The organism is Streptomyces sp. NPDC005402 (assembly GCF_040606575.1).
Taxonomy (GTDB): Bacteria; Actinomycetota; Actinomycetes; order Streptomycetales; family Streptomycetaceae; genus Streptomyces.
The window spans coordinates 231,712-252,595 of sequence record NZ_JBEXFB010000004.1; the positions used below are offsets into that span (position 1 = coordinate 231,712).

Annotated in this window: 29 protein-coding genes and 1 pseudogene; 24 read left to right on the forward strand and 6 right to left on the reverse strand. The window is 69.3% G+C overall.

From position 1 onward, the window contains the following. Nucleotides 1–90 precede the first annotated feature (90 nt). Nucleotides 91–1,446, forward strand: a complete 1,356-nt coding sequence (locus ABZT02_RS09475) for a DUF2252 domain-containing protein (RefSeq protein WP_356015902.1) — start codon at nt 91–93, stop codon at nt 1,444–1,446. Nucleotides 1,447–1,607: 161 nt separating this feature from the next. After that, nucleotides 1,608–1,895 carry a hypothetical protein gene (locus tag ABZT02_RS09480; RefSeq protein ID WP_356015903.1) on the forward strand — a complete coding sequence of 96 codons (288 nt, stop codon included), beginning with the start codon at nt 1,608–1,610 and terminating at the stop codon, nt 1,893–1,895. Nucleotides 1,896–1,912: 17 nt separating this feature from the next. On the opposite strand, the gene ABZT02_RS09485 is transcribed toward ABZT02_RS09480, so the two are convergent. From ABZT02_RS09485 to ABZT02_RS09505, 5 genes and pseudogenes are all read right to left on the reverse strand, one after another. Continuing rightward, nucleotides 1,913–2,497, reverse strand: a complete 585-nt coding sequence (locus ABZT02_RS09485; protein ID WP_356015905.1) for a hypothetical protein — start codon at nt 2,495–2,497, stop codon at nt 1,913–1,915. 2 nt (nt 2,498–2,499) lie between these two features. Further along, entirely contained in the window at nt 2,500–3,423 is a 924-nt protein-coding gene (gene htpX, locus ABZT02_RS09490; RefSeq protein ID WP_356015906.1) for a zinc metalloprotease HtpX, read from the reverse strand. Nucleotides 3,424–3,520: 97 nt separating this feature from the next. After that, nucleotides 3,521–4,933: pseudogene (locus ABZT02_RS09495) on the reverse strand (hypothetical protein). Nucleotides 4,934–5,020: 87 nt separating this feature from the next. Beyond that, nucleotides 5,021–5,278 (reverse strand): hypothetical protein, encoded by a 258-nt coding sequence (locus ABZT02_RS09500; RefSeq protein WP_356015909.1) that lies wholly within the window; start codon nt 5,276–5,278, stop codon nt 5,021–5,023. A 356-nt stretch (nt 5,279–5,634) separates the two neighbouring features. After that, entirely contained in the window at nt 5,635–6,396 is a 762-nt protein-coding gene (locus tag ABZT02_RS09505) for a GntR family transcriptional regulator (RefSeq protein ID WP_356015911.1), read from the reverse strand. Between the two features lie 251 nt (nt 6,397–6,647). Here ABZT02_RS09505 and ABZT02_RS09510 point away from each other — a divergent pair, with 251 nt between their 5' ends. From ABZT02_RS09510 to ABZT02_RS09575, 14 genes are all read left to right on the forward strand, one after another. Beyond that, nucleotides 6,648–6,893 carry a helix-turn-helix domain-containing protein gene (locus ABZT02_RS09510; RefSeq protein ID WP_356015913.1) on the forward strand — a complete coding sequence of 82 codons (246 nt, stop codon included), beginning with the start codon at nt 6,648–6,650 and terminating at the stop codon, nt 6,891–6,893. Then, nucleotides 6,890–7,267: a hypothetical protein gene (locus ABZT02_RS09515; protein ID WP_356015915.1), complete on the forward strand. Its 378-nt coding sequence runs from the start codon at nt 6,890–6,892 to the stop codon at nt 7,265–7,267. Before ABZT02_RS09510 ends, ABZT02_RS09515 begins: the two co-directional genes overlap by 4 nt. Beyond that, entirely contained in the window at nt 7,267–7,416 is a 150-nt protein-coding gene (locus ABZT02_RS09520) for a hypothetical protein (protein ID WP_356015916.1), read from the forward strand. Before ABZT02_RS09515 ends, ABZT02_RS09520 begins: the two co-directional genes overlap by 1 nt. Before the next feature lie 2 nt (nt 7,417–7,418). Continuing rightward, entirely contained in the window at nt 7,419–7,733 is a 315-nt protein-coding gene (locus ABZT02_RS09525; protein ID WP_356015917.1) for a hypothetical protein, read from the forward strand. Continuing rightward, a complete protein-coding gene (locus ABZT02_RS09530; protein ID WP_356015919.1) occupies nt 7,730–8,116 on the forward strand; it encodes a hypothetical protein in 387 nt (128 codons plus the stop codon). Before ABZT02_RS09525 ends, ABZT02_RS09530 begins: the two co-directional genes overlap by 4 nt. Next, nucleotides 8,113–8,310, forward strand: a complete 198-nt coding sequence (locus tag ABZT02_RS09535; RefSeq protein WP_356015921.1) for a hypothetical protein — start codon at nt 8,113–8,115, stop codon at nt 8,308–8,310. The genes ABZT02_RS09530 and ABZT02_RS09535 overlap by 4 nt, the downstream gene beginning before the upstream one ends. Further along, nucleotides 8,307–9,032, forward strand: coding sequence for a hypothetical protein (locus tag ABZT02_RS09540; RefSeq protein WP_356015923.1), 726 nt, complete (start codon nt 8,307–8,309; stop codon nt 9,030–9,032). Before ABZT02_RS09535 ends, ABZT02_RS09540 begins: the two co-directional genes overlap by 4 nt. Continuing rightward, nucleotides 9,029–9,202: a hypothetical protein gene (locus ABZT02_RS09545; protein WP_356015925.1), complete on the forward strand. Its 174-nt coding sequence runs from the start codon at nt 9,029–9,031 to the stop codon at nt 9,200–9,202. The genes ABZT02_RS09540 and ABZT02_RS09545 overlap by 4 nt, the downstream gene beginning before the upstream one ends. Then, entirely contained in the window at nt 9,199–9,681 is a 483-nt protein-coding gene (locus ABZT02_RS09550; protein ID WP_356015927.1) for a hypothetical protein, read from the forward strand. Before ABZT02_RS09545 ends, ABZT02_RS09550 begins: the two co-directional genes overlap by 4 nt. A gap of 11 nt (nt 9,682–9,692) precedes the next feature. Beyond that, nucleotides 9,693–9,857, forward strand: coding sequence for a pRL2-8 (locus ABZT02_RS09555; protein ID WP_356015929.1), 165 nt, complete (start codon nt 9,693–9,695; stop codon nt 9,855–9,857). Nucleotides 9,858–9,871: 14 nt separating this feature from the next. Further along, the gene (locus tag ABZT02_RS09560; RefSeq protein WP_356015930.1) at nt 9,872–10,075 is read left to right on the forward strand and encodes a hypothetical protein; all 204 of its coding nucleotides are present in this window, start codon (nt 9,872–9,874) and stop codon (nt 10,073–10,075) included. Between the two features lie 3 nt (nt 10,076–10,078). Next, nucleotides 10,079–10,252 (forward strand): DUF6257 family protein, encoded by a 174-nt coding sequence (locus tag ABZT02_RS09565; protein ID WP_356015932.1) that lies wholly within the window; start codon nt 10,079–10,081, stop codon nt 10,250–10,252. Nucleotides 10,253–10,339: 87 nt separating this feature from the next. Continuing rightward, nucleotides 10,340–12,430, forward strand: a complete 2,091-nt coding sequence (locus ABZT02_RS09570) for a cell division protein FtsK (RefSeq protein ID WP_356015934.1) — start codon at nt 10,340–10,342, stop codon at nt 12,428–12,430. A 150-nt stretch (nt 12,431–12,580) separates the two neighbouring features. Next, entirely contained in the window at nt 12,581–12,808 is a 228-nt protein-coding gene (locus tag ABZT02_RS09575) for a hypothetical protein (protein ID WP_356015935.1), read from the forward strand. Here ABZT02_RS09575 and ABZT02_RS09580 read toward each other — a convergent pair. Next, the gene (locus ABZT02_RS09580; protein ID WP_356015937.1) at nt 12,803–13,369 is read right to left on the reverse strand and encodes a hypothetical protein; all 567 of its coding nucleotides are present in this window, start codon (nt 13,367–13,369) and stop codon (nt 12,803–12,805) included. The two genes, ABZT02_RS09575 and ABZT02_RS09580, sit on opposite strands and share 6 nt — an antisense overlap. Nucleotides 13,370–13,513: 144 nt before the next feature. Here ABZT02_RS09580 and ABZT02_RS09585 point away from each other — a divergent pair, with 144 nt between their 5' ends. The 8 genes from ABZT02_RS09585 to ABZT02_RS09620 all read left to right on the forward strand — a co-directional run bounded on the left by ABZT02_RS09585 (nt 13,514) and on the right by ABZT02_RS09620 (nt 20,882). Continuing rightward, entirely contained in the window at nt 13,514–13,714 is a 201-nt protein-coding gene (locus ABZT02_RS09585; protein ID WP_356015939.1) for a helix-turn-helix domain-containing protein, read from the forward strand. Nucleotides 13,715–13,961: 247 nt separating this feature from the next. Then, nucleotides 13,962–14,831: a bifunctional DNA primase/polymerase gene (locus tag ABZT02_RS09590; protein ID WP_356015941.1), complete on the forward strand. Its 870-nt coding sequence runs from the start codon at nt 13,962–13,964 to the stop codon at nt 14,829–14,831. Next, on the forward strand, nt 14,828–16,546 hold the full coding sequence (locus ABZT02_RS09595) for a DUF927 domain-containing protein (RefSeq protein ID WP_356015942.1): 1,719 nt from the start codon (nt 14,828–14,830) through the stop codon (nt 16,544–16,546). The genes ABZT02_RS09590 and ABZT02_RS09595 overlap by 4 nt, the downstream gene beginning before the upstream one ends. 430 nt (nt 16,547–16,976) lie before the next feature. Then, nucleotides 16,977–17,651 (forward strand): hypothetical protein, encoded by a 675-nt coding sequence (locus ABZT02_RS09600; RefSeq protein ID WP_356015943.1) that lies wholly within the window; start codon nt 16,977–16,979, stop codon nt 17,649–17,651. Beyond that, on the forward strand, nt 17,648–18,487 hold the full coding sequence (locus tag ABZT02_RS09605) for a hypothetical protein (protein ID WP_356015944.1): 840 nt from the start codon (nt 17,648–17,650) through the stop codon (nt 18,485–18,487). The genes ABZT02_RS09600 and ABZT02_RS09605 overlap by 4 nt, the downstream gene beginning before the upstream one ends. 246 nt (nt 18,488–18,733) lie before the next feature. Then, nucleotides 18,734–19,114 (forward strand): hypothetical protein, encoded by a 381-nt coding sequence (locus tag ABZT02_RS09610; protein WP_356015947.1) that lies wholly within the window; start codon nt 18,734–18,736, stop codon nt 19,112–19,114. 294 nt (nt 19,115–19,408) lie between these two features. Then, nucleotides 19,409–19,705, forward strand: coding sequence for an HNH endonuclease signature motif containing protein (locus ABZT02_RS09615; RefSeq protein WP_356015948.1), 297 nt, complete (start codon nt 19,409–19,411; stop codon nt 19,703–19,705). Between the two features lie 58 nt (nt 19,706–19,763). Beyond that, on the forward strand, nt 19,764–20,882 hold the full coding sequence (locus ABZT02_RS09620; RefSeq protein ID WP_356015949.1) for a site-specific integrase: 1,119 nt from the start codon (nt 19,764–19,766) through the stop codon (nt 20,880–20,882). Nucleotides 20,883–20,884: the final 2 nt, after the last annotated feature.

Genomic DNA, 20,884 nt, shown 5'->3' on the forward strand with positions numbered 1-20,884 from the left:
GCGCACCTCCCGCCCCGGCTCTTCACTGCGATCAGGAGGTGACGGACCCACCGGCGACCAGGAGACGACCGTGACGCGGAGGCAGGGCATATGAGCACCCCCGGCACCGGTACCCCCGCCGCCCGCGCGGAGCGCGGCCGCGCCGCCCGTAAACGCGTCCGCCGCTCCGCCCACGCCGGCTGGATCCCCTCCGCCGACCGCCCCGACCCCGTCGCCGTACTGGAGAGGCAGGGCCGCGACCGTCTCCCGGAGCTGCTGCCGATCAGGTACGGCAGGATGTCCGCGTCTCCCTTCGCCTTCCTGCGCGGCGCGGCCGCCGTGATGGCCGCCGATCTCGCCGCCCAGCCCCACACCGGCCTCACCGTGCAGCTCTGCGGCGACGCCCACCTGCTCAACTTCGGTCTCCACGCCTCCCCGGAACGTTCTCTCCTCTTCGACCTCAACGACTTCGACGAGACCTTCCCGGGCCCCTTCGAGTGGGACGTCAAACGGCTCGCCGCGAGCGTCGCCGTGGCCGCTCGCGAGAACGGGCACAGCGAGGCCAAGGCCCACCGGGCGGCGGGGGAGGCGGTCACCGCGTACCGCACGGCCATGCGCCGGCTGGCCGGCATGGGCGAGCTGGAGGTCTGGTACGCGAGCCTCGACGCCGACAGCCTGCTGCCCCTCGTCCGCTCGGCCCACCACCGCCGGCGCGTGGAGTCCAGCCTCACCCGGGCCCGCCGCCGCACCAGCCTCCAGGCGCTCGGGAAACTCACGGAGGTCGTCGACGGCCGCCGCCGCATCATCCACGACCCGCCGCTCCTCGAACCGGCCGGCGGCCCCGACATGGCCGGCCTGCGCAAGATCTTCAGCGACTACCGCTCCACGCTCTCCGAGGAACGCCGGCTGCTCCTGGACCGCTACCGCTTCGTCGACGCGGCCCGCAAGGTCGTCGGCGTCGGAAGCGTCGGCACGCGCTGCTTCATCGTGCTGCTGGCCGGGCGGGACGCCGACGACCCGCTGTTCCTGCAGATCAAGGAGGCGCGGGCGTCCGTACTGGAGGAACATCTGCCGCACGGCCCGTACGTCCATCCCGGTCGCCGGGTGGTCGTGGGCCAGCGGCTGCTCCAGTCGGCGAGCGACATCTTCCTGGGCTGGATGAGCGGACCGCAGGGGCGGGCCTTCTACTGGCGCCGGCTGCGTGACATGAAGGGGGCCGCGGACGTCGCCGGCATGCCCCCGGCCGACCTCAGGGCCTACGCCCGCCTGTGCGGCACCACGCTGGCCCGCGCCCACGCCCGCTCCGGTGACCGCATCGCCATCGCCGCGTATCTGGGCGGCGCCGACACCTTCGACCAGGCCGTCGCCGACTTCGCGCTCGCCTACGCCGCCCGCACCACGTCCGACCACGCCGCTCTGTGCGCCGCCATCGCGGCGGGCGTCATCGGGGCGGCCCCGGGTGAGTGAGCCGGGCTCGGTCCGTCCGGGTCCACGCCACAGTCCGGCGAGCTTCGCCGCGGCATGCCGTCAACTCCGCAGTGTCGGAAACAGCTTCGCGCAGGGCAGGCATCACCCCGCCCCCGCGGGGCTAGTCTTCTACACCACAACCACGCACACGGAGGCCCGTCATGGGCACCATCGTCCTTTCCGGGACCGTCGTCCTGGTCGTCCTGGGCTTCGGGAACCACACCTGGTGGCTCGTCGCCGTAGCCCTGCTCTTCGTGTACACGCAGTACGGCCGGGGCGGTGCCTCGGCGTCCTCGTCGGGCGGTTCGTCCGGCGGGAGTTCGGGGGCCGCGCCCGGCAGCTACCGGGCCTACCGTGACCGCCGGGACAAGCAGGCCAGGTGGGACCGCCGTTACCACCGCGAACACCCCCTGGAGTCACGTCGGCAGGCGCGCGAGAGAAAAGGCTAGGTCTCGGCGGCCGGGTCTCAGAGGCCGGGGGCGCCCCACAACGGGAACCAGCGGTTCAGGTCCTGCTCGATCCGCAGATCGTTCGTCAGCGCGGCCTTCACCCGTAGTTCCAGCGGGTTGTCGCGCCGCTGTCCCGCACCGGGGAGCGGCGCGAAGGGGTAGAAGGTGCCGCGCTTGTAGAGGTAGACCAGCGCGAGGGACCGGCCCTCGGTGTCCTGGAACCCGGCGAGCGAGCACAGCAGTTGCGGCCCGAAGCCGTTGACCTCCATCGAACTGTTCACCGCGTGCAGGTCGTTGACCAGCTGCGGCAGCTGCTGCGGGACGCGCTCGGAGACCAGCCAGGAGTAGCCGAACTCGTCCCTGGTGAGGCGCACCGGGGGACCGTCCCGGTCGGCGTCCGCGTCCAGCAGGGCCTGGACCTCCCGGTGCGTCTGCTCGAAGGCCGCGCCCTCGACCGTGGCGAAGCACACCGCCCCGCGTCCGGTCGGCGTGAAGGAGGCGGCCGCCTCCAGAGTGACGGCCGCCGACGGCAGCGCGAAGAGCCGGTCGAGATCGGGCGCGACGGGTTTCGTGCGCCCGAGCAGGATGTCCAGCAGCCCCATACTCAGTCCGCCCTGCCGTTCCCCGGCGTCGCCGCCTCACCCAACTCCGCCGAGATCCGCCCCAGTTGATCCAGCCGCTGCTCAAGGGACGGGTGGGTCGAGAAGATCCGTTCGATGCCGGGCTCCTTGCCGGTGGCCGGGGTGAAGTAGAAGGCGTTGAACGCCTGGGCCGTGCGCAGGTCCTTGGTGGGAATGCGGGCCAGCTCCCCGGAGACCTTGGTCAGCGCGGAGGCCAGGGCCGAGGGGCGCCCGGTGAGGAGGGCCGCGGCCCGGTCCGCCGCCAGTTCCCGGTACCGGGACAGCGCCCTGATCAGCAGGAAGCTGAGCGCGTACACGGCCGCCGAGACACCCATCACGGCGGCGAAGATCACGGCGGTGTTCTGGTCCTTGCGCCCGCCGAAGATCTGGCTGTAGAAGGCGAACCGCACGATCAGCCCGGCGATCACGCCCAGGAACGAGGCGATGGTGATCACGGCGACGTCCTTGTGCGCCACGTGCGACAGCTCGTGCGCGAGCACACCCTCCAGCTCGGCGGGCTCCAGCCGCCGCAGCAGCCCGGTGGTCACACACACCACGGCGTTGTCCGGGTTGCGCCCGGTGGCGAACGCGTTGGGCATGTCCATCGTGGACACCGCGATCACGGGCTTGGGCATGTCCGCGATGGCACACAGCCGGTCGACCACGGCGTGCAGTTCGGGATACTCCTCCCGCCCCACGACCCGCCCGCGCATCGCGAACATCGCGATCTTGTCGGAGAACCAGAACTGCGCCACGAACATCACGGCGATCAGGCCCACGACCAGCAGCCACGACTTCAGCAACACGATCAACGCGGCGAAGAAGGCCACGTACAGCAGCCCGAGCAGGAACATCGTGACCGTCATCCGCACGGTCAGCCGCCGGTCGCTCCGGAAACGACTCCGCATCTGCACCACCCCGCAGTCAGGCACTCGTCCCACCCCTCAGTGTGCACCTGCCCCCGCCCATGAAGCGGTCGCGATCAGGCCTAGGGCCAGCAAAGGCTCAGGCCCTGAGGCCGGCCTCCCACCTGAGCCTCTTCAGCACGTGGTCGCTGAACAGCTGCCGGGCCCGCCCGAGCAGCTCTCCCACCTCGGCCGACCCGGGCGGGACATCCGCTGTCGGATGCCAGCGCCGCACGGACTGCCGGGCCCAGTGCCGCAGCTTGTCGTCCGGATCGTCGACCAGCGCGACGGCGGCCCGCAGCCCCGCGAGCCCGCCGTGCGCCTCGAGCAACCGGAACGCGGAGACCCGCGTCTCCCGGGCCCGCTCCACCGCCAGCCGCTCCAGCAGCCATCCGCTGTCCAGCAGCCGCGCGGAGGGCACCAGCGCCAGGGTCGCCTCCCGCACCACACCGGCCGCGGGATCGTCGAGCAGCGCCCGCAGCCGCCGTACGTCCAGCACGTCCAGCGTCCGCAGCCCGCCCACGGCGCGCGCCCTGACCAGCGGATCCGGATGCGAGGTCAGCGCCCACAGCAGCTCGGCGTCACTGCGGCTCCCGCACTCCGCGAGCCCGCTCACCGCCCCCGCAGACAGCGAGGCGTCGCCGGTATCGGCACAGCGGTGCCGGTACCACGCCAGGGGATCGCCCCCGGACTGCCGTACGACATACCGCGCACAGGCCCGCACCATCCCGGCCCGGTCGCCGAGGAACCCCGACCGCCCGTTCCCCTCGCCCGGCCCGCCGCAACGCCGTCACCCCGGCCGACCGCACCCGCGGATTGCGGGCGGCGAGCAGCGGTTCGAGTACGTCGTCGTCCACGTCACCCTCCACCACGGCGGCCAGGGCGGCCTCCGCGCAGAGGCCCTGGACGACCGTGTCGTCGTCCCGGGCGGCGGCGCGGGCCAGCTCGAAGGGGGAGAGGTACCCCTGCTCGACGGCGAGACGGTAGGCGTACCGCCGGGTTCTCCGGTCGTCGTCGGTGTACAGCGGGGCGAGCGTGTCCCGGGGTGCGGCGCGCAGCACCCCGGTGGCCAGATCGGTGACGAAGCCGCCCCGGCCCCGGCGCCCGATGCGCAGGATCAGCGGCATCAGCCGTACCGCGGATGTGGGGCCGAGCACCTCCGTGAGCAGCCGACGGGCGTCCTCACGCACCGGCGCTGCCCAGTCGGAGCACCGCACGATCACCAGCGGCAGCAGTCCGGGATACGCGGCCGCCCGCGCCAGCGCCGCAGCCCGGATCCTGCCGTCCCGGTGGCACAGACCGAGCGCTAGCCGACCCTCGGTGAGGAGTTCGGCCGCCGCCGCGCCCTCGCGCAGGGCGTCCGTCAGCGCTCGTCCGCTCTCGGTCCGCTCCCAGGTCACCTCGGCGTGGCTCCAGCCGCCCGCGGGTCGGCCGTGTCGAGTGCCTCCCCGAGCGATGTCCCCTCCGCGAGGCGCACCGCCGCCGCAGTCCCGTCCCCGATGTTCCCGCGCACGCCTGCTCCCGGCCTCGATGTGTCCGCAGATCGTAGGCGGCACCAGCGCGGAAGGTCCCGCGATTTACCTGCTCAGCCCCCGTGGGGTCAGTAGGACGCCCGGAAGTTCACGTACCCCAGCAGCAGGACGATCGCCGCCACACAGCCGAACACGATCACCGTCGAGCGCCATGACGAACGCCGCGGCGCCCGCAGCTCGGGATCGGCACGGAACGGCTGCGGCTTCGGCGGGTTCTCCTTCCAGCGGGCGGCGAGCATCCGGGCCCGCGCCGAGGGCTCCTTGAACTCGGCCCCGTCGGCCCACTTGATGTCGAACTCCCGCTCCACGTCGTCCTGTTCGGGCATCCCCGTGTCCCCCGTCGTCTCCTGTCGAACGCCTGTGCAGGAAACGATACGACGGCGCCCCCGTCCCGAGAAACCGGAACGAGGGCGTCGTAGGACTGTCGTAGAACCGCCGCAGGACGGCCTACGTGCCGATCACACGTCGAAGTACAGCTCGAACTACAACGGGATCTCTGCCACCTGCAGCGGAAGGGCTGACCCTTGCTGACCTGCACCTTTAAGCGTTGGCACACGTTGACTGGCGTAGGGCGTGTTGGAATGTTCTGCGGACTCCTTGCGGACAGCCCCTGCTACGCGCAGTCATGAGAGAGGCCCCCGCCTGAAGTTCAGGCGGGGGCCTCTCTTGCGTTCTGCGCTCATCAGGACTCCAGCGGTGGAATCGGGATCGTGTAGCTGAGGGTGTACCGGTCGGCCGCAACGACGATGTCGCAGGTTTCGACAGGAAGATCACCCACCCTGTACGTCCGCGTAATGACGATGACGGGAACGCCCGGAGCCATCTGCAGCTGGTCTGTCTCGTAGGGCCGCGGGGCGCGCGCGGTGACGTCCTCGGTGACTTCCGTGATGTGCTGGCCGATCGAGTCCATCCGCGGCACCACGCCCGTGATTGGACCGCCCTCTGGCTGCTCGACGGGCGACCCGGCCGTGAGCGCGCGCGGCTCGTAGGACGTCGAGAGCATGACGGGCTCGTCGTCGGCGAAGAACCGGTATGTCGTCCGCACAACCTCGGCGCCGGCCTCGATGTCGAGCCGTTCGGCGACTACTTTCGTCGCGGTCGTAACACGGGTCTGGTACTCCCACTCTGACCGTCGGCCCTCTGCCTCCGTCTGCCGCTTCATCGGTGACGCGACAGGCCGCTTCCCGTACAGGTCGCCAGAGATGCGCTTCCGCACTGGCTTCTGCTCGCGGACGAACATGCCCTTGCCGCGAAGCGTGGTTACCAGGCCCTCGCTGACGAGCGCCTGCACCCCGTTGCGGATGACGATCCGAGACACGCCGTACTCGGCCATCAGGTCCGCCTCGGTCGGCAGCTTGTCGCCGGCCTGCAGGTCGCCGTCGAGGATGCGTTGGCGGATGTCATCGGCGATCTGGAGGTACGCCGGCTTCGGCTGAGCAGCCACGGATTCCCTTTCGTCTATTGGTCACAACAAGTGAACCACGTAGCTGACCTGCACTTCTATGAGGGACGTGTAACGGCCCACCCGTAGCTACTTGCCGGGAAGTCATAGTTGTTATAACTTCTTCGTTGTCGGCACTTTCTGCAAGTGCCGCAAGTTCAGCTCTGCCCAAGACAAAGGCCCCGACGGGGAGCCCCGGTGCTCGCAACACCGGGCCCGTCGAGGCCGACGCATCAGAGAGATTGGGTCTCCGAATGCAGCACGAGCTTACTGCGCCTGCCCTCACACAGGCCCCCGAGGGCGAACCGCTCCGGGTCAAGGCCATCGCCGACGCCCTGCGCGTCGACTCCACCACCGTCTACCGCGAGATCGCCGCGGGCCGCCTCGATGCGTACCGCGTCGGCTCCGGTCGCGGCACCTTCCGCGTCTCCCGTACCGCCTTCACGCAGTACCTCACGGACCGCGGCATCCCGGCGAGCGAGCTGGCGGTGACGCTGTGAACGCCGTCGCCATCCGCAAGCCGTCCGTCGACTACCTGATGGACGCCCCGCTGCAGCAGCTCGTCGACGAGCTGCACATCACGCTCAAGGAAGCGCCGATCTCGGAGCCGGGTTTCACGGGCTACGCGTTCGTCGACAAGCGCGGTGTCGTCATCGCCATGCCGCCCGCCCGCACCGAGCTGGAGCACGACTGCATCGCCCGGTACCTGATCGGGACCGTGTTCCACGTCGACGGCATGCCGCCGCTGCCCGACCTGTACGAGGTCACCGAGGTCACCGAGAACACGAACGGCGTCCTGAGCGGCCTCGACGGCGACTCCGACCCGGACATGGACGAGGCCCTGCGCCGAGTGCGTGAGGGTGGTGTCGTCTGATGCCGCGCCGTAACCACAACGTCGACCGTTCCCGCTACCCGGCCATCGACTCCGTCGACCTCACCCGGGTCGAGGAGACGCCGGCCCCGCGCCCGCTGCCCGCCAAGCTGTCCTCTCGCCGCCGCGCCCTGCGCGTCCGGGGGTGGTGACCGTGGACGCCGACACCCGCGCACTGCTCGCCGCCGTCCTGGAAGCGCTCGACATCCCGCACCCGGCCACGGTCGGCGGCAACGAGGCGCACGACAAGGTCCTCAACGACCGCGTCATGCACGCGGCGATCGCCCTCCGCTCCGTCCTCGACGACAAGCCGCTCATGGACACCGAGTGGACGACCGCCTACCTGCGTGAGCGTCTCGCCGAGCACCCGCCCGCGGGGTACGTCACCGTCAACCAGGCCCGTGCCGCGCGCGCCGCAGGCAAGTCGTGGTCAGAATCCGTCGCCCTCCCCGTTGGGGAGGACCGGTGAGCGATCCCCGCACGGTCACCGTCGGCACCATCGACGCCGGGCCGGTGACGTTGCCTGAGCCGTTCTGGTGCTGCGGTTGGCACCCGGCCGGCGGCTACCGGGCGGACATCGCCCACCAGGGGCAGGAACTCGCCCTGGTCGTCGACACCGCCTGTCACGGCGAGGTGCGGATGCTGTCCGCGGCCCTGTATCAGGCGCCGTTCGGCGAGCACGAGACGACCGACGTCGTCGTCGCCGTCGAGTTCGGCGAGGACAACACCGAGTCGCACACCCTCAACTCCCAGGACCTCGCTGCCGTCGCCGACGCCATGGTCGCGTTCGCGGTCGGCCCGCTGCACGAACTCATCACCCGCCTGCAGCTGTTGGAGGGCGACGCGTCGTGAGCCGCTACGTGAACATCCCGCGCCCGACCGAGCACGCCGCGATCCGGGCCTGCGAGCGGTCGCCGCGTCCGACGCCCCAAGTCCCGGCGATCCTCGCCGACATGATCACCGCCCATCGTCTCGGCGACCGGCGCGGCGTGAATCTCTGCGCCCACCTGGTCGCCCGCGTCACCAGCCCGGAGGTAGGGCAGTGAACAACGACTTCCTGAAGTGGGCCGCTCTCGCGGCGGCCCTCGTCGCCACCGCGTCCGCCGAGTACGAGCTCGCCACGGCGGTCGGCTTCAACGAGTGGGTTGCCGCGGCCGTACCGGGCGCCCTCGACATCTACACCGTGCGCGCCATGCGGGCGCACCGTGACGTCCTCGCGGCAGTCGTCGCCATGATCGGCGTTAACGCTGCGAGCCACCTCGTCACGGCCGGCCTGCTTCCCGTCAACTGGCCGCTGGTCGTCGCCGTTGCGGCGATCGCTCCGCTCGTCCTGTGGCGGGTGCACCGCCTCGCCGACGTACCCGAGGAGCCGCCCGTCGAGTACGTGGCCGAGCCGGAAGCGGAACCCGTACCCGCCGTACCGGAGTCCGTTCCGCCGATCCCTCCGGCTGTACCCGAGGGGGCGCGGCTGCTGCCGATCGTCGCCCGGCCGGCGCCCGCCGTGAAGGCTCTCGCGCCCGCCGCCGAGTACACCCGTACCCGGACCGAGGTGCGCGCCGAGTACGTACCCGAGCCGCCCAACCCGATCAAGAACATGGAGTACGGGTGGGCAGGCGAGCAGTTCAAGGGCCAGCTACTGCAGGGAGACCTGCCGTCCATCCGTGACATCAAGAACCGGCTGAACGTCGGCCAGGACAAGGCCAAGCAGATCCAAGAGGCCTTCCGTGAAGCCCTGCCGAAGCTGGCCGGCCAGGGGGTGTCGCCGTGAGGTGGCTTCTCGTAGGCGCCCTGCTCGCCCTGCTCCTCGTCTACCCGGCCGCGCTCACGGTCGTCGTCGCCATCGTCGCGGCGGTCCTGTCCAAGCCCGTCCTGGTGGCGTTCGCCCTCGGCCTGGTCATCCGTGGCCAGCTGCCCCGACTGCGCAGGCGGCAGCGATGAGCGACCGGACGTCCAACTTGCCTGAGCAGTACCAGCGTTACGTCCGGACGGCCGTCGAGCAGGAGCTGCAGCCCGTCTCCGGGCCTGTGGAGCTGTACGACGAGCGTGAGCCCGTCGTGTGGGTCCCGGGCGCCTACGGCGGCGGCATGGTGCCCGTCCGCAAGTCCCAGGCGCCGGCGCCGATGCAGCTGCAGGCGCCGCGCGACCTCAGCCCGCAGCCGCTGCTCGACCGGACCGCTCAGCGCCTCCTCGGGGGCGGCATCGGATCCGGGGTCGCCCTGTGGGGCGGAGGCCAGTTCCTGGCGGGGGCAGGCCAGTTCGTCAGCGGCCTGTCCGGCATGGGCGCCCTGCTGTTCTTCCTGGCCATCGCCGGAGGCCGCGCCCTGCTCACGGGCGGAGGCGCCCGCGTCCGCAACGAGCAGCACACGCACGTGCATCAGAAGTGGTTCGGACGAGCCAACGTCACCAACCAGCAGTGAGAGGAGCAGCCGTGGCGCTCAGGAAGCCGGTCCCGAAGGGCAAGCGCCAGTGCCGTCAGTGCTGGACCCACGCCTACGACCGCGACATTCACAAGCGGCTCAAGCCCGGCGAGGACTGTCTGCCCTGCCTCAGCCACATGGGCGGCAAGTGCCCGCCCGACCAGATCGAGCCGTAGAAGAGAGGAATCCCATGACCCGCGAACAGCGTCTGACCATGGCCGATGCCGCCGTGACCCGCGCCGCGAGCCTCGCCCGCGACGCCCAGAAGGCAGCCGAGCACAACGACTTCCGGCACAAGGCCGCCCCGCTCGCCGCGGCCGGCGCCCTGTGGGCCGAGGTCGCCAAGGCTCACGCCGCGATCGCCGCAGTCCTGCCCGAGACGACGGAGGCGTGACCCATGGCTGACCTCAAGTTCTCCGACTTCACCACCGGCGAGAAGGCCCGCATCGCCGTCCTGGTCGCCCGGATGGGGAAGCGCGGCCTGGCCGGCGACAGCGTCGACCTCAGCGACCTGCAGCGGCGCGTCGAGCGCATCGAGAAGACCGCGGAACGCCGCAAGAACAAGAAGTAGGTACGCCACGGGGCGGCCGTACCCGGCCAGGTACAACCGGCCGCCCCGTGCCCCGGACCGCCCAACAGAACGACCGGAGGAACCATCGTGACGGACACCGTCGTACTCACCAAAACCGACGACCCGAGTACACCCGTCCCCGCCGTACCCGAGGAGCCGGGTACGGCGAGTACACCCGTACTCGTTGACAACCCGAAGCTGCCCGCCCCGGGCGTCACCGACGAGAAGCGGAAGCCGATCCTGCCCCCGTGGCTGAAGGACCGGACCGAGTTCGCCACGGCCGCCAAGCACACCGCGGCCCGCGCCGGGTACGCCTCGATGTACCACGGCATCCGACTGCCCTGGTACGCCACCCAGTTGGCGATGATGTCCCCGCGCGGTACCTGCCGCTTCGTCGCCTCCACCAACCGGTGGCTGTGGGACCGCGAGGCCGCCCCGCTGCGCGACTACGCCGTGCGCACCGAGGACGTCACCGAGTACCTGACCCTTGCCCGCCTGCGCGGCAACCGGGTACGGCTCCGCGGCCTGGTCACTGTCGTCGCCTGCGTGTTCGGCCTCGGCTTCGCCCTGTGGCTGTACGTCATGGCGCCCGACTTCCTGTGGGCGTTCGCGGCCGGAGGGGTGCTCACCATGGGCTACTTCGGCCAGCAGCCCGACGCACCCGTCATCGGCCCGGCAGTGATGCGGACCGAGCTGCAGAAGCTCACCGGCACGATCGTGCTGCGCGCCCTCGACGCCATCGGCAACCCGAAGATCTCAGCCGCCATCAAGCGGGGCGGCGACATGGACGGGATGCGCTTCACCAGCGAAATCACCCGCGACGGCCCCGGCTACCGTGCCGACCTCGACCTTCCGTATGGCGTCACCCCGGACGACGTCATGGAAAAGCGGGAACAGCTCGCTTCGGGTCTGCGCCGCAAGGTCGGCTGCGTGTGGCCGTCCGGCGACGAGAACGAGCACGAGGGGCGCCTCGTCCTGTGGGTCGGCGACAAGCCGATGAACGAGACGAGCAAGCCCGCCTGGCCGTTGCTGAAGGACGGGCAGGTCGACCTGTTCAAGCCGGTCGTGTTCGGCAACGACCAGCGGATGCGGTGGGTCGAGGTCACCCTCATGTTCGCGTCCATCGTGATCGGTGCCATCCCCCGCATGGGCAAGACGTTCCTGCTCAGGCTGCTGATGCTGATCTGCGCCCTCGACCCGCGGGCGATGCTGCTGGCGTTCGACCTGAAGGGCACCGGTGACCTGGGCGCCCTCGAACCGGTCTGCCACCGCTACCGGGCCGGCGAGGAAGACGAGGACATCGAGTACATCCTTCACGCCCTGCGCGAGATCAAGGCCGAGCTGCGGCGCCGCGCGAAGGTCATCAAGGCCCTGCCGCGTTCCCGCTGCCCCGAGTCGAAGGTCACCCCGGCCCTGGCCAACGACAAGTCCCTTGGCCTGCACCCCGTCGCCATCAGCATCGACGAGTGCCAGGTGTTGTTCGAACACGAGAAGTACGGCGCCGAGCTGGAGTCCATCTGCACGGATATTACGAAGCGCGGTCCGGCGCTGGGCATCATCGGCATGTACGCCACCCAGCGGCCGGACGCGAAGTCCCTGCCCACGGGCATCAGCGCGAACGCAGTCCTGCGGTTCGCTCTCAAGGTGATGGGCCACACGGCGAACGACCTGATCCTGAGTACTGGCGCGTACAAGTCCGGCGTTCGCGCCACCATGTTCAGCCGCAAGGATCTCGGCATCTGCTACATGGCCGGCGAGGGCGACGACCCGCGCATCGTCGCTTCCGCGTTCATCGACGCGCCCAAGGCCGAGCTGGTCGTCACCCGGGCGCGGAAGATGCGCGAGGAGTACGGGAACATCACCGGCCACGCCATCGGCGAGGGGCCCGCAGAGGTCGCCGGCCTCGACATCCTCGGCGACGTCCTCAAGTCGGTTGGCGTCGACGAGAAGGCCGTCTGGTGCGAGCGCATCGCCGCCCGCCTGGCCGACCTCCGCCCGGACGTCTACGGCGAATGGAAGGGCGAGAACGTCACCGCTGCCCTCAAGCCCTGGGGCATCAAGACGGGCCAGGTATGGGGCCAGACCGACGAGGGCGAGGGCGCCAACCGGCGCGGCATCCAGCGTGCCGACGTGGTCGCCGCCATCACTCGCCGTGACGCCGACAGGCTCGCCGCCTAGTACGAGCACGGCCGCTAGGTCTAGCACCCCGCCCCGCTAGACCTAGCGGCCCCGCTAGCGGCAGATCATGCCGCTGATCAGTGATCTAGCGCCTAGCAGGCGCATCGCCGAAACCCCGGGAAACGCCCGGATCGAAGGGGGAGAGACCTCATGTGGCTCGCTATGATCGCGCTCATTCTCTGGGCCGTCAGCTACGCAGCGTTGTGCTGGGCGAAGCCGTTCGCCCCGTGCCGGAAGTGCCACGGCATCGGTCAGATCGAACGCTTCGGCAAGCCCCGCATGTGCCCGCGCTGCCACGACGAGAAGCTGCGGCTGCGCGTCGGCCGACGCATGCACAACGCCTGGCGCCGCACCCATCAGGCCGGCACCCGCTCATGACGACCGCCCCGGTCGGCCTGGCGGAAGCAGTTCGAGCTCACGGGCCCGAGCAGTCCACCGCTGGACCGTCCGGGGGGTCACGCCCTCGGCCTTTGCCAAGTCCGTGGCCGGCCGCGAGGAGTTGGCGGCGACCCGCAGGTACCGGAGCGCGAGCCGCGCGAAGAACTGCGTGTCATCCGGACCCGTGGGGTTGCCTAGCGGCCCCTCGTGGGGGTCTCCGGGGCCAGCCATGACCGCGGCCTGCACCGTGGCGCCGGCCGTCGCTCGCCTCGACCGCACCGCGGCCTCGATGGCGGCAAGCGGGAAGGCTCGCAGCTCACCGATTCCGACTGCGTCCGGGCCAGGCACGTAGACGCCAGTGATCACAATCCCGCTGTCGTCGACGCCCATGCGCAGCATCAGCCGGCGCCCGGTCTCAGCGTTCTCGAGCAAGTCCCACGACACCGGATCCTCAACGCCCGTTGCCAGCCCGGCAACCGCGTCCAGCTGTGTCGAGCTCGTCTGGTCGATGGGCGAGGCGAGCACTCGCCAAGGCTTCGGAAGGTCCTGGTCGGTAATCACGGGCCGACGGTATGCCCGATACCAACGTCAGTCAACGTGGCTGCACAATCACGATGACGCCCTTGCGCAATCACGACACGGTGAGGTAGACCTGTGACTGTCGTGATTGAACGAAAGCGACACGACACGTCTTGAGAGGCGTAAATGAACCTCGCAGAACGCATCGACAAGTACCTGACCACTGAAGAGGTAGCCCGCCGCTACCGCGTGGCGCCGGGAACGGTCCGCTACTGGCGGCACATCAGCTACCTGCCCGACGGCGTCAAGCGCGGCCGGCGCGTCCTGTACGACCCGGACGTCCTCGACCAGTGGGACGCAGAACAGGCCGGAGGCGCCGCGGCATGAACCGGAACAGCAGCGAAGCCCGAGAGTCCCTAGCTCCCGGGCTTCGTGAAAACAGCGCACGCGGTGGCGCGGAGGCAATCGTGCCACAGCTCGTTGCCCGCCCGGTACCCGTGCAGACGTCCGGCCGGACTGAGTTCGCAGCCCGTTGTCCCAAGTGCCGTGACTGGCACAGGCACATCGGCTTGGGCGAGAAAGACGCACCGTGCGGCGCGCACTACGTCCTCGAATTCAAGAACAAGGGGGCGGCATGAGCAACCACGGCAAGGCCCTCGATGCAGCCCTCAATGCCATCGGCTGGGGATACGAGGTGTTCCCCCTCTCCATCAACAAGACGCCGATCATCCGGTCCCCACACGAGAAGGGGCACACCTGCCAGGGCATGCACCAGTGCGGCACCCCCGGGCACGGTGTAGGAGACGCCACCAACGACCCGGACACCGTCCGGTGGCTGTTCGAGCAGGCCCCCAAGGCGGTCGGCTACGGCATCCGCTGCGGAGCCCGACTCGTCGGCCTCGACCTTGACCGCAAAGAGAACGTCGACGGCGTCGCCACTCTCAACCGGCTCGCCGGCCGTCACGGGTTCGAGATCCCGCGCACGACTACCGTGTGCACCCCGTCCGGTGGCTTCCATCTGTGGCTGGCCGTACCGGGCGGCACGATCGTGCCCAACTCGGTCGGCAAGGTCGGACCCGCCATCGACGTCCGCAGTAGCCGCGGCTACCTCGTCGGACCCGGCAGCATCGGCCGCAAGGGCGAATACGTCCTGCACCCCAAGACCGGATACATCGAGCCCCAGCCGATCCCGGAACACCTGCTCCGACTGATGCTTCCGCCCGCGCCCCGGCAGCAGCCGCAGCGTCGGCAGGCGGCTATGTCCGAAGACAGTGCCACCCGGGCGCTGCAGGGTCTCGTCAACGTCGTCCTCAACTCCAGTCAGGGCAACCGCAACGACCGTCTCTTCTGGGCTGCCGCGAAGGCGTGGGAGCACGTGCGAGACGGACATGTCGCGGGCAGCGACGTTGAGGCCGAGCTCGTCGGAGCGGCTGTACAGGTCGGATTGGGCGCAGGCGAGGCCATGCGCACCGTCGCCTCGGCTGGGCGGGGGGTGCGGGTATGACCGACGACGCGACCGAGCAGGCGACCGAGGAATGGCAGGACCGTCACGGTCTCGTTCCCGAGGGCGTCCGCATGCCCACCGGATACAAGATCAGCTATAGCGGGGTGTGGGTCGAAAAGCAGGTCGCCAAAGAGACCTTCATCGACGTGCGCATCGCATGGGCGCCCCTGGTCATCCGGTCCGTCTACGTCGACCCGATCGGCGACCAGGCCGTAGAGCTGGCATGGGTCGACCGCGGGCAGGTCGTCACCAGGACAGTTCAGCGCTCCGTCGTCCGACGTGGCCGCATCCTGGTGGCCACCCTCGGAGATGCTGGCCTGCCCGTGATTGAGGCTGACGCCAAGCTGGCCGAACGCTACCTGGCGGCCTTCGAATCCTGGAACCAGAAGCTGATCCCGCGGGTGCACCTCGCCCGGCAGCTGGGTTGGCAGCAGGACGGCACGTTCGTCACCTCGCAGGATGCCCCGCATCGTGTCGAGGTCAAGTATGACGAGCAGAAGCCTGCGTTGGCCGCACACGAACCGGCCGGAACGTTCACCGGATGGCAGGCCGCCATCAAGCGCATGGAGTCCTACCCGGCCGCACAGATGGCGCTGTACGCCTGCCTTGCCGCGCCTCTCCTGCAGATCCTCGGCGTCAACTCGTTCGCGGTCGACATCTGTGGACGTTCAACCCGGGGCAAGACAACAGCGGCAGCTGGCGGGATGAGCGCGTGGGCCGACCCGAGCGAGAAGGCTGACGGTCTCTACTCGTGGAGGACCACGATGCTGGCCGCCGAAAAGCGGCTGAACCTCGTCAACGGCCTGCCGGTCGTCTTCGACGAGACCAAGCTCGTCCAGAACCCTGAGATGGTTCACGGCCTGCTCTACGCCATCCCGAAGAACCACGGGGCGGCCCGCGGCGGGGGGTGGCCGTCCGGGCTTCCCTGGCGAACCGTCGTCGTGTCTACCGGCGAGCAGTCGGTGCTCACGTTCACCACTGACCAGGGTGCCGGGGCGCGTGTCCTGAGCATCAAGGAAGCCCCCTTCGGTACGGACGGACCGGAGTCTGCCTCGGCAGCCATCGAGGTACGGGACGGGACGGCAGAGAACTACGGAACAGCCGGCCCCCGATACATCGAAAAACTGCTCGACGCCCTGGCTGGCGACGGCAAGCGCAAGCTCGTAGCCCGTCACAAGGAACTGACGGAAGCGCACCGTTACGACAGTGACATGTCGGCCCGGCGTGCGCCGTTCGTGGCCTGCCTGGCCCTTGCCGCCGAACTCTCCCACCAGTGGGGCATCGTGCCCTTCTCGCCCCCGGAGATGGACGTCTGGCGCCGACTGTTCGCCATGGCGGATCAGACTGACAACCGGGGCGAGATGGCGCTCGACGTCGTCCGCGAGTACGTCGCTTCACACGGTTCGGAGTTGTGGAGCCCGCACACGGAGGAGAAGGCGCCGTTCAGCGGATGGATCGGGCGGGATCTCCAGATCGACGGAGTGCCGACCGTGGCTCTGCTGCCTCAGCGTCTGCGTGACGTGCTGCAGCGAGCGAACTACGACCTCGATGCCGTCCTGCCCAGCTGGCTCGAAGCCGAGGCCCTCGTCAAGAACGAGAAGTCCCGACCGGCCTACCTCATCCCCAAGAAACTCGACGGCCGCCTCGCCCGGATGCTCGTCTTCGCGCCGGGTCAGATCGTCAGCACCGAAACCGACACCGGCGACGGAGAGTGACACATGGCCCTGCTCGTTGAGAAAGACGCCCCCTCTCTCCGGCCGGATTGCGTAACCCGGATCCGGAAGCGAAAACGCCCAGGTCAAGGCGCAGAAGGCGGGGTTACGCAGCCGTGCGTAACCCCGGCACGGGCAGGCCCAGGTTACGCAGCCGTGCGTAACCCGCATGGGCCGAGATTCTTGCAGGTCAGAGGGCTCGACGTGCCGCAAAGGGCGGGTTACGCAATCTCGCCGAGAACAGAGCCCGAATTTTCAGCGCAGCAGGAGAGGAGTAACTGAGCGTGAGCCGGAAGCAGGACAGGAAGAGAAGCGGCCGCATCTGCCGTCAGTGCCACCAGTACGCCGGTAACCGTGCCGTCTGCTCGACGTGCAGCCCCCGCCGCGGCACCCGATCCCACCGAGACAAGTACGCCACCGAAAGGAATCCCTCATGACCAGCCCCGCCGAGTTCCAGCGCCGCTTTCTCCGCACCGACGAACAGAACACCTCCGACTTCCAGAAGGCGATGGACGCCCACACTGCGAAGGCCGCCCAGATCCGGGACCGCGCAAACGAGACCATCGAGCGGATCGGCGCCCGCAGGGACCTCACGCCCGAGGCGAAGCGGTCGGCCGCCGCCAAGGTGTACAAGCCGGCCGCCGAACAGATTCAGCAGATGCTCGACCAGCACATCGACAAGGTGAAGGCCCACAAGCAGCAGCTCGCCAAGAAGGCGTTCGGCTCCGACACCGCGGCCGACCCCGCGGCCAGCCGGGAGGCACGCCGGATGGCCTCCCAGATCCAGGACGCGGACGAGGCCGCCACCATGATTCGCAACGCCCAGTTCGACGGAGACAAGCAGCTGGCCCGCACCATCGCCGGCGTCGCCTTCGAGAACGGCTGGCACAACGCAGTCGACGTGTGGAACGCGGACGGATCCAACGACGCGTACATGAGGCACGTCATCGACCTCGTGCAGATGCCCGACACCAACGATGCGGTGTGGCGCCTCAACGTCGCCCAGCAGTACGCCAAGCCCATGCCGGGCATCCTCGACGGCCTCAAGCCGCACGAGATCTCCCGGGCCGCCGAGACCGACTACAGCGACGGCGGTGAAGCCGCGTGATCACCTTCGAGCACGACACCGGCAAGGCGCAGACGGCGGTCAGGGCCGCACGTCGCCGCGGCCTGGCCGTCCCCCAGGACATCGACGCCTGCCACGCCATGTGGCAGGTCGTCGTGAACGCCGGCCAGATGCGGGCCCCGGACCGGCCCACCGTCGACGACATCCCGACGACCGCCGAGCAGCTGGCCGCGCTCATCGAGGAACGGGCGCACCAGCAGCGCATCGCCGAATCCCACCGGGCCATCGCGGGCGACTTCAAGGAACCCGTCGCCCGCCGCTACAACCAGCTCGTCAAGGATCGGGTGCCCGGCTGGATCCTCGCCCTGCAACCCGAGTTCACCGGGCTGGTCAAGGCGCTCGCCACGCAGTCGAAGAAGCTGCCCGAGCAGCTCGACGTACACCTCCTCGACTGGAACGACCCGAAGATCACAGCAGCGTGGGAGAAGGCGGAGAGCGCAGCCCACCAGCTCGACCAGCTCGTCAACGACCGGCAGGACATGGCCAAGGCAGTCGGAGGCGACGGAGGCCGCGACAACGAGCTGTACGCGGTAGCCAAGATCGCCGAGCCCACCAGCGCCGACGTGTTCGCCCACAAGCTGCGCGACCAGGTCGGGCCGGCCCGCCGCGAGTGGCGAGAGCTCAAGGGCCAGCCCGTCAGCAGATGGCTGTACCTCGCACGCTCACCGCACTTCGAGCTGCAGCTCGCCACACCAGGCGAGGTACGCGACCGGGCAGCAGCCATGGAGCGCTGGCACGACGCAGTCGCAGTCGTCATGACCACAGGAATGTCACGCTCGCAGGCTCAGCACGCGGTCACAACGGCACTGCGAGGCTGACCCATGAACGTCGACGCTCCGCGAGTCGGATCACTGGGCATGACGAGGCCCGCGTCGCAGCGTCGACACCGCGGTCCGGCCGGTCCCCTGAGTGGCCGGCCGGACCGCAACCCAAAGCGGGACCAACCAGACGCCCGCAGGGTGGGGCCGGACCCCGCCCCCCGGACCTCTCAGCCATCGAAGACGTATAGCACACGACCGTCTGCGTGCTACGGCGCTGTGTTTTCCCGAACGAAGGAGATCGTCATGGATCTGATCCAGGGCGCCGATGAACTGCCCGAACCGCCCGTTGACCTGGGTGTTCGGGGCGTCGAGTTGTGGCGTGGCGTGCTCGCCGACCACGAGTTGAGGGTCGACGAGTTGCGCGTCCTCGAGGACGCGTGCCGTGAAGTCGACCTGATCGAGCGGCTGGAGGAGGGATTGCGGGGCGCCGCCCTGGTCGTCACCGGGTCGCAGGGTCAGCCGGTCGCCAACCCGATCGTGCAGGAGCTACGTCAGCACCGCGGCCTGGTCGCCCGCCTGTTGGGGCTGCTGAAGCTGCCCGACGAGGAGCAGGCCGGCCGGGATGCCCAGTGGCGTACCCAGCGGGCCCGGAAGGCTGCTCTCACCCGCTGGAACGGCGCGTGAGCCGGCCGCGTACCCGTCGCCCTGGGGAGCCGCCTGCCGGTATGCCCGACTGGCTTGCCGAGTACCGGCCGGAACTCTGGTCAGAGGACCCGAGCGACGACATCGAGCGGTACTACTTCGGCCACTTCCGCTGGAAGGAGGCGTGCGACGAGTGGGCCGCGGGCGGGGATCCGCAACCCATGATCCAAAGCCCCAGACCCGAGCAGGGAGACAGCGCCTATACGTCTTCGATGGCTGCAAGATCCCCAAGGGGAGCCCTCCGCAGGTCCGTTTCGCCCGAATCGGGGAGTCCTGATGGCTCATAACTGGAATACGTCGGACAGGGTCAAGCGCCTCCCGAAGGACTGGCCGAAGCGCCGTAAGGCCGTGATCGAGCGGGATGTGGTCTGCCAGATCTGCTTCGTGCGTCCTGCGACCGTCGCTGACCACATCGTCCCGAAGACGGATAACCACGAGCTCGAGGCCCTTCAGGGCGCGTGCGATCCGTGTCACCGGCAGAAGACTGCCAAGGAAGCTGCGGCGTTCCGTGCCGCCTCACCGCAGCCAACGCGGAAACGCCCGCCTGAGGCCCATCCCGGCCTGCTCAACTGACCCCAGCCGAGCCCCATCGAGGGACTCACGCACAGTCCTACCAAGGAGAGTGGCCGCGGTGGCGAGCAAGAGCATCAAGAAGCGCCCGAATGGTAAGTACCGGGCCCGGTACCGGGATCTCGCCGGTAAGGAGCATGCCCGGCACTTCGCCCGGAAGGTCGACGCCGAGCGCTGGCTCGACGAGGTCACGGCCGCGCTGGTGACCAACACCTACGTCGACCCGAAGGACAAGAAGCTCACCGTTGACCAGTGGTGTGACGCCTGGCTGGAGACCTATGCGCACCGGGAGTCGACGGAGCGGCAGGCTCGGGTTCACCTGGCCCGGATCCGGAAGGAGTTCGGGCCGCTGCCGTTGATGGCCGTCGATGAGATGGCCGTCAAGCGATGGACGGCCAAGCTGAAGCGGGAGGGGCTGTCGCAGTCGTACCAGTTCGCGCTGCACTCTCGACTGAAGCAGGTTCTCGAGGACGCCGTGGGCGCCCGGAAGCTGGCCAGTAACCCGTGCAGCAGGAAGACGACGCCCGGCACCGGGAAGCAGCGGGCCTACGTGGCGACCGAAGCGCAGCTGTGGGCGCTGTACGAAGCGGCAGAGGAGAAGTACCGGCCGGCGATCCTGCTGGGAGCGTTCGCCGGCCTGCGCGTCGCCGAGGTGTGCGGGCTCCGTCTCGTCGACGTCGACTTGGACGCGCGTGCCATCACACCCGCAGTGCAGTACCCGGCTGAGCCGCTGAAGACTGAGACGAGCATGTCCGCGATCCCGATCCCTGACAGCTTTGTGGGGGAGCTGAAGCGGCTGCTCGACGGCCGCGACGGCGGATGGGTGGTGCCAGACGACGACGGTGTCCAGCTGGGCCCGTGGAAGGTCGAGCGGCACATGCGCCGGATCCGGAAGCAGGTAGCTGGCTTGCCCGAGGGTTTCCGCTTCCATGACCTGCGGCACTTCTTCGCCTCGCTGCTGATCGCGGGCGGCAGCGACGTGAAGGTCGTTCAACAGCGGCTGAGGCACTCGTCTGCGAAGACGACGCTGGATACATACGGTCACATGTGGCCCGACTCCGACGAGTCCACGAGGTCCACTCTCGAACGCGCCATGAGTCCCATGATCAACAAAACTGCGGACCCTCTGCGGACTGTAGAAGAGTCCGCAGAGGGTCCGGCCAGCTCAGAGCCTAGTTAGGG

Coding starts and splice junctions, on each gene's coding strand:
- ABZT02_RS09475 (WP_356015902.1), top strand. CDS start 91: ATGAGCACCCCCGGCACCGGTACCCCCGCCGCCCGCGCGGAGCGCGGC.
- ABZT02_RS09480 (WP_356015903.1), top strand. CDS start 1,608: ATGGGCACCATCGTCCTTTCCGGGACCGTCGTCCTGGTCGTCCTGGGC.
- ABZT02_RS09485 (WP_356015905.1), bottom strand. CDS start 2,497: ATGGGGCTGCTGGACATCCTGCTCGGGCGCACGAAACCCGTCGCGCCC.
- htpX (WP_356015906.1), bottom strand. CDS start 3,423: ATGCGGAGTCGTTTCCGGAGCGACCGGCGGCTGACCGTGCGGATGACG.
- ABZT02_RS09500 (WP_356015909.1), bottom strand. CDS start 5,278: ATGCCCGAACAGGACGACGTGGAGCGGGAGTTCGACATCAAGTGGGCC.
- ABZT02_RS09510 (WP_356015913.1), top strand. CDS start 6,648: ATGCAGCACGAGCTTACTGCGCCTGCCCTCACACAGGCCCCCGAGGGC.
- ABZT02_RS09520 (WP_356015916.1), top strand. CDS start 7,267: ATGCCGCGCCGTAACCACAACGTCGACCGTTCCCGCTACCCGGCCATC.
- ABZT02_RS09550 (WP_356015927.1), top strand. CDS start 9,199: ATGAGCGACCGGACGTCCAACTTGCCTGAGCAGTACCAGCGTTACGTC.
- ABZT02_RS09560 (WP_356015930.1), top strand. CDS start 9,872: ATGACCCGCGAACAGCGTCTGACCATGGCCGATGCCGCCGTGACCCGC.
- ABZT02_RS09565 (WP_356015932.1), top strand. CDS start 10,079: ATGGCTGACCTCAAGTTCTCCGACTTCACCACCGGCGAGAAGGCCCGC.
- ABZT02_RS09575 (WP_356015935.1), top strand. CDS start 12,581: ATGTGGCTCGCTATGATCGCGCTCATTCTCTGGGCCGTCAGCTACGCA.
- ABZT02_RS09585 (WP_356015939.1), top strand. CDS start 13,514: ATGAACCTCGCAGAACGCATCGACAAGTACCTGACCACTGAAGAGGTA.
- ABZT02_RS09590 (WP_356015941.1), top strand. CDS start 13,962: ATGAGCAACCACGGCAAGGCCCTCGATGCAGCCCTCAATGCCATCGGC.
- ABZT02_RS09595 (WP_356015942.1), top strand. CDS start 14,828: ATGACCGACGACGCGACCGAGCAGGCGACCGAGGAATGGCAGGACCGT.
- ABZT02_RS09600 (WP_356015943.1), top strand. CDS start 16,977: ATGACCAGCCCCGCCGAGTTCCAGCGCCGCTTTCTCCGCACCGACGAA.
- ABZT02_RS09610 (WP_356015947.1), top strand. CDS start 18,734: ATGGATCTGATCCAGGGCGCCGATGAACTGCCCGAACCGCCCGTTGAC.
- ABZT02_RS09615 (WP_356015948.1), top strand. CDS start 19,409: ATGGCTCATAACTGGAATACGTCGGACAGGGTCAAGCGCCTCCCGAAG.